Raw genomic sequence first — 15,268 nt, 5'->3', positions numbered from 1 at the left:
CGAAGGTCAAAGCGTGTTGGCTTGGTTTTTCAGGTGGCCGAAGCTGGAAGGCCGGCGGGCGCGGTCGGACAACTGCAACTGGCCGTCCTCGACGCGCTTTTTCAGGTACTGGTAGGTCTGCAGCGCTTGGCTCCACATGTGCTCGCCGATGCTGATGGCCTCGTAAGCCTGGCCGGCTGCCTCGAACTGCGGCAGTGGGCGGATCTGCGTGTGGTAGTCGCAGGCATAGAAGAATGGGAAGGAATAGCGCTCGGCGCTGACCTTGCGCACCCGGTGCGCCGTGGCGACAAAACTGCCGGCGCTCATCACTTCGAGCATGTCGCCGATGTTGACGACGAAGCTGCCTTCGCGCGGTGGCGCATCGATCCACTGGCCGAGGTCGTTCATCACCTCCAGCCCCGGCCGGTCGGCGAGCAGAATGGTGAAGCACTCGTAGTCGGTGTGGGCGCCGATGCCAGGCGCGTCCTGGGCTGCGCCATCGAAGGGGTAATGGATCAGACGCAGTTTCGACGGTGGGAAATTAGCCATGTCGTCGAACGTATTCTCGGGCACGCCAAGCGCCAGGGCGAAGCCACGGAACAGCGTGCGGCCAAGCTGGAAAACGCTTGCATAGTAGGCCTGTACGGCCTCTTTGAAGCCCGCCAGTGGCGGCCAGTTATTCGGCCCAAGTAGTGGCGTACCGGCCAGTACCAGCGGGTTATTCGCGGGTACTTCAAAACCGATGTCGAAGGCTTCCTTGTGATCCGGCTTGCCCTCGCTGTAGCGCTCTTCACCCTCGGGCACGAAACCCTTGTGGCTTGCCGAGGTGCCAATGTAATGGTCCATCTTGGCGTTCAGCGGCTGAGCGAAATAGGCTTCGGCTGCGTTATGCAGGCCGTCGATTAGTGCCTGCTCGATGCCGTGGCCGCTGATATAGAGAAAGCCTACCTCGCGTGCCGCGCGGCCCAGTTGCTCAGCCACGGCCTGGCGCTCTGCCGGGTCGACGCTGAACAGGCCGGCGATGTCGACCACGGGAATTGCCGTGAAGTGTTTGCTGGTTGTATTCATCGACGCTCTCAGCGGCTGGAAAAACGATGGAAGTGCTGGCGCTCGCAGGCGGCCATCCACTGGTTCAGTTGCCACAGGTCGGCCACCGGCATGTTGGTAAAGGGCAGGTGATGCAGATAGCCATCTGGGCCGAACTCGGGGGTCATGCTGGTGCTGGTGTGGCCACGACGCTCCTGGCTGTGCCAGATGCTTTCCCAGTGGCGTTGGTGAAACGCCAAATGCTCGGCGTATTCCGCTGCGCCGGGATGCGGCACCTGTGGGCCTTGGTCGTAGCCGACGCGGGCCTGGATATGCTCGACCCGCTCAATAAAGCTACTCAGGTCGTCGGCCGGGTCATCGAGCAGGCGTTCGCAGGTCACCACCCAGTGGCTGATATCACTGGTGAAGCGCAGTTCAGGCAGGTGACGAATCAGCTCCAGGGTGACCCAGGGGCTGTACAGTGAGCGGCCACGATGGATCTCAAAGCAGCACTGCAGGCCGCTGGCTTTGCCTAGTTCCAGGGCGCGGCCGAAGAATTCGACCTGTTCAGCCATCGGCCAGCGGTCATTGCCCGCGAGAATATTGACCCGGCGCGGCGCCAGCTCTGCCGCCCAGTCAAGTTTGTGGGCCAGGTCCTGCAGGTGTTCGTCGATTCCGGCGCTCTGTAAGGGCAGAACCGGGGTGGAGGTGAACAGCGTGGCGATGTAAGGGACGTGTTGCTCGCGCAGTAGACGGGCATTGATTAGCCGCTGGGCTGCGGTTTCCGGTACGCGTGCCTCAAGACCATCAAAACCGGCGCTAAGCAGCTCGTCGAGCGCTTGTTGCCAGGTTCCGTGATAGCCCCACAGGCTACGAAAGAGTTCGAGTCGCATGGCCGTTCCTGTTGAGGATAAGGTCTGCGGCAGATGAATAAGGGAACGTTTACATGTCGTTCGATGACAGCCGGCAAGGCCGGTGTCTGGTTATTATGGGTTGGATTGTTGGCTGCACTCGCACGTTGGATCAATCGGCGTAGGCCAAATACTTAGTTCAGAGTTTCCTGAACTTTCAGCGCCAGCTCTTGTGCGCAGTGCCGCGCACCTCGCTAAACTTCGTTGCCGCAGCCAGGCAGATGCACCTGGTTACCTCGCCGTACTATTCACCGCTGCCCGGAGCCCTGATGAGCCTGTCCCTGCCTGATTTAAAACTGCTGCGCATCTTCGCCTCGGTGGTGCGTCACCAGGGTTTTGCCGCAGCGCAGCAGGACCTCAACCTGTCGACCTCGGCGATCAGCACCTACATGAGCCAACTCGAAGCGCAGTTAGGCCTGAGCCTGTGTCATCGGGGGCGTGGTGGTTTTAGCCTGACCAGCAAAGGCGAGTTGTTCCATCAGGAAACCTTGCGCCTACTGGGTGAGCTGGATGACTTTGAGCGTTATTCGGCGGCGCTCAAGGGCGAGCTGCGCGGCACGCTTAACCTTGGCGTCTTGGATTCTACGGTGAGCGATCCGGCCTTGCCGCTGGCGGAGGTGATTGGCGCTTACAGCCAGGAGCATCCGGGCGTGCACCTGCACCTGTCGGTGGCCAGCCCTTATGAGTTGCAACTGGCGGTGCTGGATAACCGTCTGGATCTGGCCATCGGTGCATTTTCCACACGGATGAATGGCTTGGTTTACCAGCCGCTGTACCGCGAGCAGCACTGGCTGTATTGCAGCGAGCGGCACTCGCTATTTAGTGAGCGGCGTGTGCCGCAGGAAGTGATCGCCCAGCAGCGCATGGTCGGCCGTGGCTATTGGAGCCAGGCCGAGCTGGCCCGGCATGGTTTCAAACACAGCGCCGCGACGGTGGAGTCGATGGAGGCGCAGCTGATTTTGGTGCTATCCGGTGCCTATATCGGTTACCTGCCAGAGCACTATGCGCAGCCGTGGGCCGATCAAAAGCGGCTGCGGGTATTGCTCCCGGCCACCTTTGGTTATCAGGCCCCGTTCTCGCTGATTCTGCGTCGCGGGCGCTCCAAGGAGCCGCTTATTCAGACCTTTCGCGAGTTGCTTAAAACCCAGCTTAATCAGGGTTAGGCATCGCCTGTTCGCGTTGCTTTCAGGCTTTCGCGGTAATGGCTGGGCGCTTGTCCGGTCCAGCGTTTGAACGCGCGGCTGAAGCTGCTGGTATCGGCAAAGCCGAGCAGGTAGGCGATCTCACTGATCGAACAGCGCGGGTCGTGCATGTGCTGCAGCGCCAGGTTGTGCCGGGTGTCTGCCAGCAGGCTTTCGTAGTTGTTGCCCTCGTCGGCCAGGTGCCGCTGCAGGCTGCGCAGGCTCAAGTGCAGAGCCTGGGCGATACGCTCGGCGGACGGTTCGCCGTCCGGTAACTGCATTTGCAGGCAGTCGCGCACCTTACGCGTCCAGGTGGCGTTATGCAGTTGTTCGAGGGTGCGTTTGAGTACGGCCTCGTTGTGTTCGGCCAACTCCGGGTTGCCATCGTCCAGGCGTTGCTCAAAGGTCGCGCGGCTAAACCGTAGCAAGTTGTCGGCGGCGGCAAACTGCAGGGGCGCACGGAACACCGCATGCCAGGGCTGGGCATCAAGCGGCTCGGCACGCTGCAGATGCACGGCCAGCGGGGCAAAGTCGCGGCCCAGGCGGTTGCGGCAGCTGCGCACATAAATCGCCGCAAAGGCATCCAGCGCTTCGGCTGCGGGTGGCAGGCTACCGGGCGGTACGCGAAAGCGGAATTCGTAGCCGTCCTCGGTTTCGCGTAACTCCAGCTCCAGGGCATCGCTGACCACGTGGTGGTAACGCACGATGCGCTCAAACATTTCCTTCAGGCTACTGCTGGCGACCAGGGCGTAACCGAGGGCGTGAAAGGTGGTAGGGCTGACGAACTGTGACGTCTTCAGGCCCAGCGCCGGATCGCTGCTGGCCGCCACCGCCAGTTGCCACAAACGCGTGGTGATGGACAGCGAGCAACGAGCATTGGGATCGTCGAGCAGGCTCGGGTCGAGCCCGGCCGCTTGGCACAACGCGGCACTGTCGAGGCCCAGCGCATCGAGCTGCTTACGCAGGGCGCGGGTCCAGCTGGCCAGGGTTGTGGGTTCGGCAGTCATGCAGATTGGCGGGTCCGGTCAACAGGTTGGCGTTCAGGGTCAGGCACTCGCCCGGGCTTCGCGGCACAGTGGCCGTCACATCAACAAGAGGATGTAGCCATGTCCCATTCCCCTGCAAGTGCTGCTGCGCTTAATGACCAACAGCGATCAGCGCTTATTCGCGAGCAGGTGTTAGCGCACGGCGTTGAACTGCGTCAGCGCTTCCCCATTCTGAAGCATCAGGACGCCCTCGGTGCCGGTATTCTGGCCTTTGCCCTGGCCGGGATGATCGGTTCGGCGGCGCTGTATCTCACCGGTTATCTGGCTTGGTGGGGCTGCTTGCTGCTGAATGCCTTCTTTGCCTCGCTGACCCACGAGCTGGAACACGACCTGATCCACTCGATGTATTTCCGCAAGCAGCGGGTGCCGCACAACCTGATGCTGGCGCTGGTCTGGCTGGCGCGGCCGAGCACCATCAATCCGTGGATTCGCCGCCACCTGCACCTCAATCATCACAAGGTGTCCGGCAGCGAGCAGGACTTGGAGGAACGCGCTATTACCAATGGCGAGCCTTGGGGCATCGCCCGCTTGCTGATGGTCGGCGACAACGTTATGGCCTCCGTGATTCGTATGCTGCGGGCGGCAACCTGGACGCACAAACGCGCGATCCTTTGGCGCACCCTGCGCGTCTACGCGCCGTTGGCGCTGCTCAACTGGGGTACCTGGTATGTGTTTCTCGGCTTTCATGCCATCAGCGGCATTAGTGCTCTACTCGGTGTGCCGGTAGCCTGGTCAGCGACCACGCTAAGTGTGATGAGCGTGGTCAATATCGCCGTGGTGGTGCTGGTTGGCCCTAACGTGTTGCGCACCTTCTGCCTGCATTTTGTTAGCTCGAACATGCACTACTACGGCGATGTCGAGCCGGGCAACGTGATCCAGCAAACCCAGGTGCTCAATCCTTGGTGGTTATGGCCGCTGCAAGCCTTCTGCTTTAACTTCGGTAGCAGCCATGCGATTCACCATTTTGCGGTCAAGGAGCCTTTCTACATCCGCCAGCTCAGCGTGCCGTTCGCGCACAAGGTGATGCGCGAGCATGGTGTGCGCTTTAACGATTTCGGCACCTTTGCCCGTGCTAATCGCTGGACGCGCCAGGCCGACAAGCAGGCGGTGCAGCAGACGCAAACTGCCTAAGGCGTCAGGGCTTGCCGCGCTGCAATTGCGGCGCGGCGAAGTAGCTGGTGGCCGACTCGCCGGTGTTGTCGCTGTCGGCGGCAAACACCACGCCGAGGATCTTGCGTGGTGCGCTGCCAAAGGCGGCGATGGCATCGGCATTCAGGTCGCGGCTTTCGCTTAGCCACTCGCCCAGCGCTGCTTCGGGGCCGCGCAGCACCATCATCTCAACCGTTTCGGTATAGGCACTACGGGCATGAGTGCCAGGGGCTTCGTGGTTATCCCAAACGTAGCTCAGGGTTGCGGCGGGCAGGTCGGGGTCGAAAAAGGTCCGCGCCAGCCGTAGCTTTTGCCGGGTGACAAAACTCAGCGAGTTCAGCGGGTAATCCAGCAGCACATACACCCGTGCGGCGTAGTCATCACCTTCGCGGGTGGCGAAACGGGCTTTATCCAGGCGCTGTTCGGTGCGCCATTGCCAACTCAGTTGCCAGGGTTGATCGCCGGGTAGATCGAGCGGATGCAACAGCCCGCCGGCAGCCGCATCGGCCTGGATGCGCAGCGCCTGCTTACCGTCCTGCTCGACCAGCGTGCGCTGCGACGGCTTGAGCTTGGGAATGTCCGCGAGCTTCCACGGCGCTGACCATTGTGCGGCGGGCGGGCCTGCTGTCCAGGGCGTCAGCAGGTTCTCCGCCTGGGTCAGTGGCGTGATGAGCAGCAGGCCTAGTAGTAAACCGCGCATCAGCTGCGCCGCCAGGCGTGAAAGCGCTCGACCAGCCGCAGCAACCCTTGTGGGGCGTGGGCGCGTTTCCATTCACCGGCGGCGTACTTGTTCGCTTCACTCATGGTCGGGTAGCTGTGGATGGTGCCGAGAATCTTGTTCAGGCCCAGGCCGTGTTTCATTGCCAGCACGTATTCGCTGAGCAGCTCACCGGCGTGTTCACCGACTATGGTTACGCCGAGAATGCGGTCTTTGCCTGGCACGGTGAGCACTTGTACATAGCCATGGGCTGCTTCGTCGGCAATGGCGCGGTCGAGGTCGTCGATGCCGTAGCGGGTCACTTCATAGGCGACGTTTTGCCCCTTGGCTTCACCCTCACTGAGACCAACACGGGCTACCTCTGGGTCGGTGAAGGTGCAGTGTGGAATAACCCGGTAATCGACCTTAAAGCGCTTGAAGCCGGAGAACAGCGCGTTGACCGCCGCGTACCAGGCTTGATGCGCCGCTACGTGAGTGAATTGGTAAGGCCCGGTGACATCGCCTACCGCAAAAATATTGGGGAAGCGCGTGGCCAGGTATTCATCGGTTTCCAGGGTGCCATTGTCGCGCAGGGTCAGGCCCAGTTCCTCGGCACCATAACCGCTGACATTGGCTTGCCGACCGAGGGCCAGCAGCAGACAGTCGAAGGCGATAGTTACCGCTTCGCCGCTGTCCAGGTTGCGCGCGATCATGCGGGTTTCGCCGTCGACCACTTCAAAGCGCTCGGCCTGATGGCGCAGGCGCAGGTCGACGCCATCGGCGCGCAGGCTGCTCATCACCGCTTCGCTGGCGTTGGCATCTTCACGGGGCAGCAGGCGGCCGCCGCGCTCGACCTGAATCACCTGGCTGCCGAGGCGCTGGAAGGCCTGCGCCAGTTCGCAGCCAATCGGCCCGCCACCCAGAACCAGCAGCCAGCGTGGCTGCTGGCGCAGAGTCCAGATGCTGTCGGAGGTATAGGCACGCACCTGCTCAAGGCCGGGAATATCCGGCACAAACGGCCGCGCGCCGGCAGCGATGATCAGGTTGCGGCTGCTCAGGGTTTGGCCATTAACTTCGACGGTCCAGGGCGAAAGGATTTTCGCCTCACCCTCAATCACCTCGACGCCCAGGCCGCTGTAGCGCTCGACCGAATCGTGCGGCTCGATGTCGGCGATCACCCGCTGGATGCGCTGCATCACTGCTGGGAAATCCACCTGGCCCTGTACGCCGGTAAAGCCCAGGGCTTCACCCTTCTTAAGTTCGTTAGCCAGCTTGGCCGAGCGCAACAGCGCCTTGGACGGCACGCAGCCGGTATTCAGGCAGTCGCCTCCCATCTGGTGTTTTTCGATCAGGCTGACCTTGGCCTTCACCGCTGCAGCGATATAGGCGCTGACCAGGCCACCGGCACCTGCGCCGATCACCACCAAGTTGCGGTCGAAGGTTTTCGGTTTGTGCCAGCCGGCATACACCCGCCGCGCCTGGATCAGCCCGAGCAGCTTGCGCGCGATCAGTGGGAACACCCCAAGCAGCACGAACGCGCCGAGCAGCCCCGGCGAGAGGATGCCAGCCAGGGAGTCGAGCTGGCCCAGTTCACGCCCGGCATTCACGTACACCAGGGTGCCCGGCAGCATGCCCAGCTGGCTGACCCACCAGTAGGTGCGCAGCGGCAGGCGGGTCAGGCCCATGGCCAGGTTGATCAGGAAGAACGGAAACAGCGGCACCAGACGCAGGGCGAACAGGTAGAACGCGCCTTCACGTTCGACCCCGGCATCGATGCTCGCCAGGCGCTGGCCGAAGCGGCTCTGCACCCAGTCACGCAGCAGAAAACGGCTGCTGAGCATGGCCAGGCTTGCGCCCAAAGTGGAGGCAAAGGAAATCAGCACGAAGCCTTCAATCAATCCAAACAGCGCGCCGCCAAGCAAGGTCATCAGTGCCGCACCGGGTAGGGAGAGCGCCGTGACCGCGACATAGGCGAGAAAGAACACCCCCGCCGCCAGCCAGGGCTGCTCGGCGACCTGGGCGTTGAGGGCAACTTGCTGCGCTTTAAGCGCCTCCAGGTTGAGGTACTGGCCAATGTCGAAGACAAAGAAGCTGCCGAGCAGTGCGAGGATCAGGCCCATTAGGGCGATTTTGCGGCTATTCATCAGTCAGCGCCTCCAGGGCGCAGAGGCTCTGGCACAGGCTGAAGCCGGCCAGCAGGGCTTGCGACGGTTGATCCGCCACAGTGCCGAGAATGCGTGTGCGATAGGACAGCGCCGCCGGGCTGTGGGCGGGCCATTGGCGGTCAAAGTCGGCGAGAAAGGCAGCGTGGTCGTAGTTCAGCGGCAGGGCCTCGATAAACAATCCGTCGCGCTGGCAGCGATACAGCGCCGCCGGGTGCGCAGTGGTGGCGATACGGCTGAGCAAACCATAGCGGCCGCCGGCGAAATTGGGCATGCCGGCCGCGCCGTTATTGACCAGCGCGCCATGCTTAAGGTTCAGCGCGACGGCGGCGCAGCTATGGCTGGTGGCCAGAACTTGCACGTTGTGAGTGGCGAACCAGCTATCCAGCTGTTGTTGGCGTGCCGGTTCACTCAGCAACTCGCGCGAGCAATTCCAGCCGGCCAGGGACTGTTCATCGCCATGGCTGATGGCCACACGTTGCCCGCCGATGCTGACCAGTGCCGTACTCGGGCGTGCGACCAGGCGCTCGGCCATACCGGGTAAGCCCTGCACAGTTTGCTTGAGGGTTTGTTGAATGGCATTGGAGCGTTCGACCACGCCGTCATCCACGCTCAACGGATAGGCGCAACCACAGCCAGCACCGCTGTCATCAGCGCGGCCCAGCTCGGTTTCGACATTGCCGCGCAAGGCCAGGTGCGGGTTCAGCCCTTCTTCGATGTGCTGGAAGATTTCGCCGTCACGATCAAACCAGTGCGCATCGCCGTTGAACACCACTCGGGCATTGGGTTCGGCAGCCAATCGTCGTTGCAGTGCCGCGAGCGCCTGACGGTTGCCATAAAGACCGCCGACTACATAGAGCACATCGCAGTCGAACAGCGGCTCGCCGCTAAAGGCCTCTGGTGCCAGGCGATAGTCCAGCGGGCAATCGCGGCCGGCGCGCATCAGGCCGCGCCTCGTTGACCGGTGCGCAACCAGCCGGGAATCAGGTAGCCCAGCACACACAGGCCCAGGCCATACAGGTTGGTGCCGAGCAGCAGCGCATATTTACCGTCACCGATGGCCCAGCTCGGCGGAATCCAGCCGAGGGTCAGGGCCAGGCCGAGACCCAGACCGGTCCAGAAACTCAGGTGAAAGCCCAGGCGGGTTGGCGTGGTCAGGCCGTGCAGGATAAACACCGGCGCCAGGCCGATAACCATGGTGCCGCTGATGGTGGTGGCCTTGAGGATGTCGGTGCCGGCGATCATCGGCAGATTGCCGAGCAGAGCGAACAGCACCATCACCGCCATGCCGACGCCGATGGCTTTTTGGCCCAGATCGCGGCCCGCCAACTTGGGCAGCTCACGGCCGGCCAGCTTGGCCAGGCTGGAGAAGGTTGAGTCCAGGGTTGAGCCGGCGGCAGAGACCATCACCACGGTCATCACCAGCAACGCGCCGATACCCATGGTCTTGGCCAGGGTGGCGGGTACGTTATCTGAAGCCGCTAAACCAGTAAGCTGCGCATGTACGCCGATCAGGCTGAACGCGAGGATGGCGATAAAGCCCAGCACGCCGGCAATCACGAATGAGCGACGCATGGTTTTCTCTTCGCTGATAAAACCGCGATCAGTCAGTACCGGGTCATGAAAGCCATAGCTAAAGGCCTGCAAGCCGGCGACCAACAGTAAGTCGACCCCGGCGTTCAGCGCCCAGTGGCTGGTGCTGGCCAGTTCGCTAGGTGAGTGCTGTGGTAATACCAGACCCAGTACCCAGATCAGCGCGACGATAAAGATCGCCGCCTGCGCCGCGTCGGTGAGGATCGAGCTACGTAAGCCGCCGCGCAGGCTGTAGGCCAACGTCACGGCAGTAAACAGCAAGGCTGCGCCGATAAACTCGATGCTGCCGGCGTCGCCGTAATAACCGCCAACCACGGCGGTGTTGCTCCACACCTCGTTGAACAGGCGGATCAGGATGGCCGCAGAAAACGCCAGCGCTGCGCCACGGCCGTAATGGCTGCTGAGGAAGCTCACCAGCCCCGTGGCTGCATAACGCCGGCGCAGGCGGTAGATGACGAAGCCGGTCAGCGGAATCGACAGCCAATACATGGCGTAGGCCAGGCCACCGATCAGGCCGTAACTGGCCCCCAGATTGGCGGCATTGGTCACCGACTTGGCGAAGATCCAGCTGATAAAAATGCTTGAGGTCAGCAACCAGGGCGCAGCACTGCGGCCTTGATTGTCTTCACCGTTGAAGAAGCCACCGAGGGTCACCGCGCGCGGTGACAGCGCCACCATCAGCACGCCATACACCAGCAGGAATCCCCAGAAAAACAGCCCGACCGTGCTGCTCATATGTCTACTCCACGCTTATTCATTTAATGCGCCGCCACAGCTGGAACCCTGCCCGGCCGTGCAGGCGTAGCAGTGGTCGCGGGTAACAATCGGGTTGCCGTCGAGTGTGGCGCTGAGCAGGTCGCGCAAGTGCGCGCGCTGGCGGCCAATCAACTGACCTTGCAAGGGCAGTGGCAGGTCGAGCATTTGGTTGAAGTCGCAGTCGTACAGGTAGCCCTGCCAGTCAATGCTGACCAGCGAGCGGCACATCAGCGCGTCGAGATTTTCCGGGCGGTAACTGTCGCGCAGCAATTGCATGTAGTTGTTGAACTGGCCCTTGCTGACCAAGGTGCTGCCAAAGCGCGCAATCGGCTGATTGGTGATGGTCAGTAGGTGGTTGAAGACGATGCCAAAGTCTTCGGCCAGGTGCCGCTTATAGTCGGCCTCAAGGCCTTGCTGAGGAGGCGGCAGGCTCGCACCCTGCGGGTTGTACACCAGGTTGAGAATCAGACCGCTGCCGGGTTGGCCATAGCCGAGCGCGTTGAGTTGTTGCAGGCCGTTGATGCTGGCCGCGAACACGCCATCGCCGCGTTGTTTGTCGACGTTATCCCGTGAGTAGCAGGGCAACGAGGCGCTGACTTCAACGCCTTGCTCGGCGAGGAACTGGGCCAAGTCTTCATAGCCGGGCTCGCTGAGAATGGTCAGGTTGCAGCGATCAATCACCCGCAGGCCTTCACGGCGCGCATGGACAACAATTTCGCGAAAACGTGGGTGCATTTCCGGCGCGCCGCCGGTGAGGTCCAAGGTTTGCACCGGGTGTGCATCGATTACCTGATGCAGCAGGGCCAGGCTTTCGTCGGTCATCGCCTCGGTGCGCGTCGGCCCGGCATTCACGTGGCAATGCAGGCAACGTTGGTTGCAGCGGTAGGTCAAGTTGATCTGCAGCGCTTCCAACTGGCCCCGGCGGATTGCCGGAAAAGCCAGTTGGTCGAGCAATGGCAACATAGCGTGCACGGCTAACTCCTCATGCTGACGCGCCGTGTGGGCGCGGCGGGCTGAATCTTGTCAGCCTCTGTGTAGCCACTATAGAGAGTGCCCGGAGGTTTTTGTTACGGCGCAGCACGAAGAATATTGTTCAATCAGTTTTACGAACCTCACAAGCGTCAGGCAGTATCAGCCAACGCCAGAAAGCGGGAGATCTATCGATGTTACGTTTGAGCTTGTTCTTTGTGGCGGGATTCTTGGCTGTGCCGTTTTTCCATCAACCCATACTGGGCTTGCTGCATGCCATGGCGGTGGTGCCGTTCGCGCCGTTTAACCTGAGCCCGACCGCGCCGTTAGGCGTGCCGGCACTGCTCTCGGCATCTTTCTGGGGTGGGGTTTGGGCCGTGGTGATGCTGCTGGTGCTGCGCTGGGATGCGCACAAGCCACAACCTTGGCTGAAGGCACTGCTGTTCGGCGGTATCGCCCTCACCACTGTCGCACTACTGGTGGTTTTTCCGCTCAAGGGCCTGGGCTTTGATCTGCGGCAGTTGCCTGGCCGCTTCCTGATCGGCTTTCTGCTCAACGCCACTTGGGGTGTTGGTACTTTGATTCTGGCCCGGACCTTGTTGCTGCGCTAAAGGAGCCGATTCACCGGCTTATTACTAGCGCTGAGTGAGACGGTCAGCGCAATCAAATCGCCGGTTCTCAGCTAGAATCTTTTGGCGTCAACTCGTCCTCGCTGGCGGGCTGTGTTCATTCGAGCCTTGGCGCACCTCGCAGTTTATTGAGGCGCCAGGATGTCCCGTTTGTTTAACCTTCCTTTGTGGGCGCTGCTGCTGGGTTTTCTCCTGGGCAGCGGCCCGGTATTTGCGGACCTGCCGTTGCTGGTGCTGAGCAGCGAGCAGCTGCGGCAGCCTGTTGAGATACCTGCCAGCCGGCTATTGGAAGACCCTAGCGGTAAGTTGACGGTGGATGACGTGCTGCCGCGGATTGAGCTGCAGGGGCAGTTGGTGCTCGGTACGCCATATATGGGCTATTCGGCCAGTGCGTGGTGGGTGGCGTTCCAAGTGGCGGTGCCCTCAACAGAGCGCATTAGCCTGATTATTGATCGACCTTCGCTCGACGATATCGAAGTCTGGGTGTATGAAAACGGCCGCTTGCTCACGCCACTTTACAGCGGTGATCACCGTAATTTTCTCCAGCGAGGCGAGCCTTCGCCGCACATCATGCTCAGTTTGCCGCGTTTGGCCGTTGGCCCGCACAGTGTATTGGTGCGGGTGCAAAGTGGCTCCTCGGTGAGCCTGCCGTTGCTACTGGTCGGGACGGCGCAAAGCAGTACGTTGCTGGCCCAGCACTGGCTGCAAAGCGGCCTGCTATTGGGCGCTTTGCTGGTGTTTACGGTGTTTTTCCTGATTCGCTTCAGCACGTTGCGTGAGCCGCAATTGCTGTGGTTTTGCCTGACCCTGATCAGTGTCGCGTTGTACAACGCCAGCCTGCACGGTGTGATCGGATTGCTGGGGCCGCAGTGGATCTGGCTGGAGAACCAACTGTCCAACCTGTCTAACCCTGGGCTGTTGATTTGCAGCAGTTTGTTCCTTGCCAGTGCGTTGCGGGTACGGCTGGGACGACTCAGGTTGCTGCGTAGTGGCCTGTTTGTGCTGATCTTGCTGGTATCTGCCTGGACGATTGGCAGTTATGGCAACTACCGCGCTTATCAGGCATTGAATGTTCTGATTCTGCTGACCGGCGTGTTTCAGCTGTTGTTGTTGGTGCTTGCCGTACGCCAACGACGGCCTTATGCCATCGGTTATTTGCTGTGCTGGAGCGGCGCTATCCTGTTGATGTTACTCGTGCCGCTTAGTCGCTCGGGGCTAATTCCGCTGCTGCCGGGCTCCAACTACCTACATGCCTTCCTGCCTGTGCTCAGCGTGCTGTTATTTGGTGGTTTGCTCGATAAGCAACTGGAGCAGGTCCGTCGTGCGCTGTTGCAAAGCAAGGCTCAGGCGCGGGGTAACTTGCAGCAGTACCAGGCGTTGTTCAGCAGCAGCGGTGAGGGGATTTTCCGCTGCACCCGCAGTGGCGAATTGATTGAAGCCAACCCGAGTTTTGCCAAATTGTTGGGGCTTGGACAAGCTGTCGCGGGGCTGTCCATGCAACAGCTATTAGGCGCAGAACAATGGGCTGATCTAGTGGCTGCTTTGCACCGTGAACAGCCTGCGAGCAGCCAAGAGTGCCAGGTGCTGGGGCTCAATGGGCAGCGCCACTGGGTTTATCTGTCCCTGCATTTGCGCCCTAGCCAGGACTGCATCGAAGGCATCGTGGTCGACCTGAGTGAGCGCCGCGCTCTGGAAGAGCGTCTGCATTACTTGGCCGCCCATGATTCATTGACCGGTTTACTCAATCGGCGAGAACTGGAGCGCTTGCTGCGCGAGAGTCTCAAGAGTCAGGGCACGCAACGCTTCAGCCACCTGCTGAGCATGGATCTCGATCAGTTCAAGCAGGTTAACGATCTGTGCGGGCATTCGGCGGGCGATCAATTGCTGCGCCAGCTGTCCAGTTGCCTGCTGCATCACTTGCCAGCGCAGGCCGAACTGGCACGTATCGGTGGTGACGAATTCGCGGTGTTACTGCGCGGGGCCAGTAATACAAAGGCGCAGGCACATGCGGAAACCTTGCGTAACTGCGTTGAGCAATTTGTCTTCAGTTGGCAGGGGCGGCCATTCCGCGTGCAGGTCAGCATCGGCCTGCTGGAGTTGGATAGCACGGTCAGCGACTGGGAGACTGCGCTGAATTGGGCCGACAGTGCCAGCCAGTTGGCCAAGCACCTGGGGCGCAATCGGGTGCAGCAATTTAATCCAGACGATGGTGTGTTGCTTGAGCACCAGCGCCAGCTGCAATGGATTACCCGCCTGCGCGAGGCCATTGAGCTCGGTCACTTTGAGTTGTTCTACCAGCCGGTGATGGCGTTGCAGGGCAATAGCGATGGCCTGCGTTATGAAGTGCTGCTGCGCTATCGCGATCCACAAAACGGCGAGTTGATCAGCCCCGGACAATTTCTCGGCGCGGCAGAGCGCTATGGTTTTCTCGGGGCCATCGACCGCTGGGTGGTGACACATTTGCTGCAGTGGCTGGCGGACAACCCACGGCATATGCAGCAACTGGCCCAGGTTAACGTCAACCTGACTGCCAGCTCGCTGCTTAACGCGCACTTCCATGAAATGCTCCACAGCGAACTACTGCGACATAACCTACCGGCGCACAAGGTATGCATCGAGGTGACCGAGATGGTTGCCCTCGGTGAGTTGGGTGTCTCTGCGCATTGGATCAAGCAGATGCGTAGCCTGGGGCTGAAAGTGGCACTGGATGACTTTGGCAGCGGCTTCGCCTCATACGCTTATCTGCGTCATTTGCCGCTGGATATCGTGAAGATCGATGGCAGCTTTATCCGCGGCATTGAGGCCGATCCGATCAACCAGGCCATGGTCGGCTCGATGCAGCAGATTGCCAGCCAGTTGGGCCTCAGTACTGTGGCCGAGTTCGTCGAAACTCAGGCGACCCTCGATTGCGTGCGCCAGCTGGGGCTCGACTATGCCCAGGGTTACTGCATTGGCCATCCACAGCCGCTCACGCAGTTGAGTGATGCAGCTCAGGACGAGGTTTACACGTCTACAACCCAGGGATGCGCTCCAGCAGACTGAGATCCCTGCCTTAGCCAAATAAGCTGTTTAGAGTGCTTGGTTTGTCCTGCAAGGTGATGCGCAGGGCAACCAACAATGCGGGTGGCGGCACTGCGCCAGCGTTCCATGCCTAATCGGGCTATTGCGCA

General features: G+C 61.1%; 12 protein-coding genes. 4 read left to right on the top strand and 8 right to left on the bottom strand.

Annotated features, from left to right (window positions below; all coding sequences use genetic code 11):
• Positions 1-6: 6 nt before the first annotated feature.
• Complete coding sequence (locus tag VCA57_RS04505) at positions 7-1,047, bottom strand: isopenicillin N synthase family dioxygenase (protein ID WP_411183767.1); 1,041 nt, start codon at positions 1,045-1,047, stop codon at positions 7-9.
• Between the two features lie 8 nt (positions 1,048-1,055).
• Positions 1,056-1,898 carry a sugar phosphate isomerase/epimerase family protein gene (locus VCA57_RS04500; protein ID WP_411183766.1) on the bottom strand — a complete coding sequence of 281 codons (843 nt, stop codon included), beginning with the start codon at positions 1,896-1,898 and terminating at the stop codon, positions 1,056-1,058.
• Between the two features lie 287 nt (positions 1,899-2,185).
• Here VCA57_RS04500 and VCA57_RS04495 point away from each other — a divergent pair, with 287 nt between their 5' ends.
• Positions 2,186-3,079, top strand: a complete 894-nt coding sequence (locus tag VCA57_RS04495; protein ID WP_411183765.1) for a LysR family transcriptional regulator — start codon at positions 2,186-2,188, stop codon at positions 3,077-3,079.
• Here the strand turns inward: VCA57_RS04495 and VCA57_RS04490 are convergent.
• On the bottom strand, positions 3,076-4,104 hold the full coding sequence (locus tag VCA57_RS04490; protein WP_411183764.1) for an AraC family transcriptional regulator: 1,029 nt from the start codon (positions 4,102-4,104) through the stop codon (positions 3,076-3,078). The two genes, VCA57_RS04495 and VCA57_RS04490, sit on opposite strands and share 4 nt — an antisense overlap.
• A 99-nt stretch (positions 4,105-4,203) precedes the next feature.
• Here VCA57_RS04490 and VCA57_RS04485 point away from each other — a divergent pair, with 99 nt between their 5' ends.
• Positions 4,204-5,274, top strand: coding sequence for a fatty acid desaturase (locus VCA57_RS04485; RefSeq protein ID WP_411183763.1), 1,071 nt, complete (start codon positions 4,204-4,206; stop codon positions 5,272-5,274).
• 4 nt (positions 5,275-5,278) lie between these two features.
• Here VCA57_RS04485 and VCA57_RS04480 read toward each other — a convergent pair whose 3' ends face one another.
• The 5 genes from VCA57_RS04480 to arsS are packed head-to-tail and all read right to left on the bottom strand — an operon-like array spanning position 5,279 to position 11,463.
• Entirely contained in the window at positions 5,279-5,992 is a 714-nt protein-coding gene (locus tag VCA57_RS04480; protein ID WP_411183762.1) for a DUF3047 domain-containing protein, read from the bottom strand.
• Positions 5,992-8,133: an FAD-dependent oxidoreductase gene (locus VCA57_RS04475; RefSeq protein WP_411183761.1), complete on the bottom strand. Its 2,142-nt coding sequence runs from the start codon at positions 8,131-8,133 to the stop codon at positions 5,992-5,994. The genes VCA57_RS04480 and VCA57_RS04475 overlap by 1 nt, the downstream gene beginning before the upstream one ends.
• On the bottom strand, positions 8,126-9,094 hold the full coding sequence (locus VCA57_RS04470) for a hypothetical protein (RefSeq protein ID WP_411183760.1): 969 nt from the start codon (positions 9,092-9,094) through the stop codon (positions 8,126-8,128). Before VCA57_RS04470 ends, VCA57_RS04475 begins: the two co-directional genes overlap by 8 nt.
• The gene (locus VCA57_RS04465; protein WP_411183759.1) at positions 9,094-10,479 is read right to left on the bottom strand and encodes a sodium:solute symporter family transporter; all 1,386 of its coding nucleotides are present in this window, start codon (positions 10,477-10,479) and stop codon (positions 9,094-9,096) included. The genes VCA57_RS04470 and VCA57_RS04465 overlap by 1 nt, the downstream gene beginning before the upstream one ends.
• Before the next feature lie 15 nt (positions 10,480-10,494).
• Positions 10,495-11,463, bottom strand: a complete 969-nt coding sequence (gene arsS, locus VCA57_RS04460) for an arsenosugar biosynthesis radical SAM (seleno)protein ArsS (protein ID WP_411183818.1) — start codon at positions 11,461-11,463, stop codon at positions 10,495-10,497.
• A 200-nt stretch (positions 11,464-11,663) separates the two neighbouring features.
• Here arsS and VCA57_RS04455 point away from each other — a divergent pair, with 200 nt between their 5' ends.
• Positions 11,664-12,080 carry a hypothetical protein gene (locus VCA57_RS04455; protein WP_411183758.1) on the top strand — a complete coding sequence of 139 codons (417 nt, stop codon included), beginning with the start codon at positions 11,664-11,666 and terminating at the stop codon, positions 12,078-12,080.
• Positions 12,081-12,239: 159 nt separating this feature from the next.
• Entirely contained in the window at positions 12,240-15,140 is a 2,901-nt protein-coding gene (locus tag VCA57_RS04450; RefSeq protein WP_411183757.1) for an EAL domain-containing protein, read from the top strand.
• Positions 15,141-15,268 lie beyond the last annotated feature (128 nt).

This window comes from Pseudomonas sp. (genome assembly GCF_046581935.1).
Lineage (GTDB): Bacteria > Pseudomonadota > Gammaproteobacteria > Pseudomonadales > Pseudomonadaceae > Aquipseudomonas.
This window is presented reverse-complemented; position numbering and strand designations above follow the sequence as displayed.

Excerpts from the sequence above, each read along its gene's own strand:
- VCA57_RS04505 (WP_411183767.1), bottom strand. The coding sequence starts at position 1,047 with ATGAATACAACCAGCAAACACTTCACGGCAATTCCCGTGGTCGACATC.
- VCA57_RS04500 (WP_411183766.1), bottom strand. The coding sequence starts at position 1,898 with ATGCGACTCGAACTCTTTCGTAGCCTGTGGGGCTATCACGGAACCTGG.
- VCA57_RS04495 (WP_411183765.1), top strand. The coding sequence starts at position 2,186 with ATGAGCCTGTCCCTGCCTGATTTAAAACTGCTGCGCATCTTCGCCTCG.
- VCA57_RS04490 (WP_411183764.1), bottom strand. The coding sequence starts at position 4,104 with ATGACTGCCGAACCCACAACCCTGGCCAGCTGGACCCGCGCCCTGCGT.
- VCA57_RS04485 (WP_411183763.1), top strand. The coding sequence starts at position 4,204 with ATGTCCCATTCCCCTGCAAGTGCTGCTGCGCTTAATGACCAACAGCGA.
- VCA57_RS04480 (WP_411183762.1), bottom strand. The coding sequence starts at position 5,992 with ATGCGCGGTTTACTACTAGGCCTGCTGCTCATCACGCCACTGACCCAG.
- VCA57_RS04475 (WP_411183761.1), bottom strand. The coding sequence starts at position 8,133 with ATGAATAGCCGCAAAATCGCCCTAATGGGCCTGATCCTCGCACTGCTC.
- VCA57_RS04470 (WP_411183760.1), bottom strand. The coding sequence starts at position 9,094 with ATGCGCGCCGGCCGCGATTGCCCGCTGGACTATCGCCTGGCACCAGAG.
- VCA57_RS04465 (WP_411183759.1), bottom strand. The coding sequence starts at position 10,479 with ATGAGCAGCACGGTCGGGCTGTTTTTCTGGGGATTCCTGCTGGTGTAT.
- arsS (WP_411183818.1), bottom strand. The coding sequence starts at position 11,463 with ATGTTGCCATTGCTCGACCAACTGGCTTTTCCGGCAATCCGCCGGGGC.
- VCA57_RS04455 (WP_411183758.1), top strand. The coding sequence starts at position 11,664 with ATGTTACGTTTGAGCTTGTTCTTTGTGGCGGGATTCTTGGCTGTGCCG.
- VCA57_RS04450 (WP_411183757.1), top strand. The coding sequence starts at position 12,240 with ATGTCCCGTTTGTTTAACCTTCCTTTGTGGGCGCTGCTGCTGGGTTTT.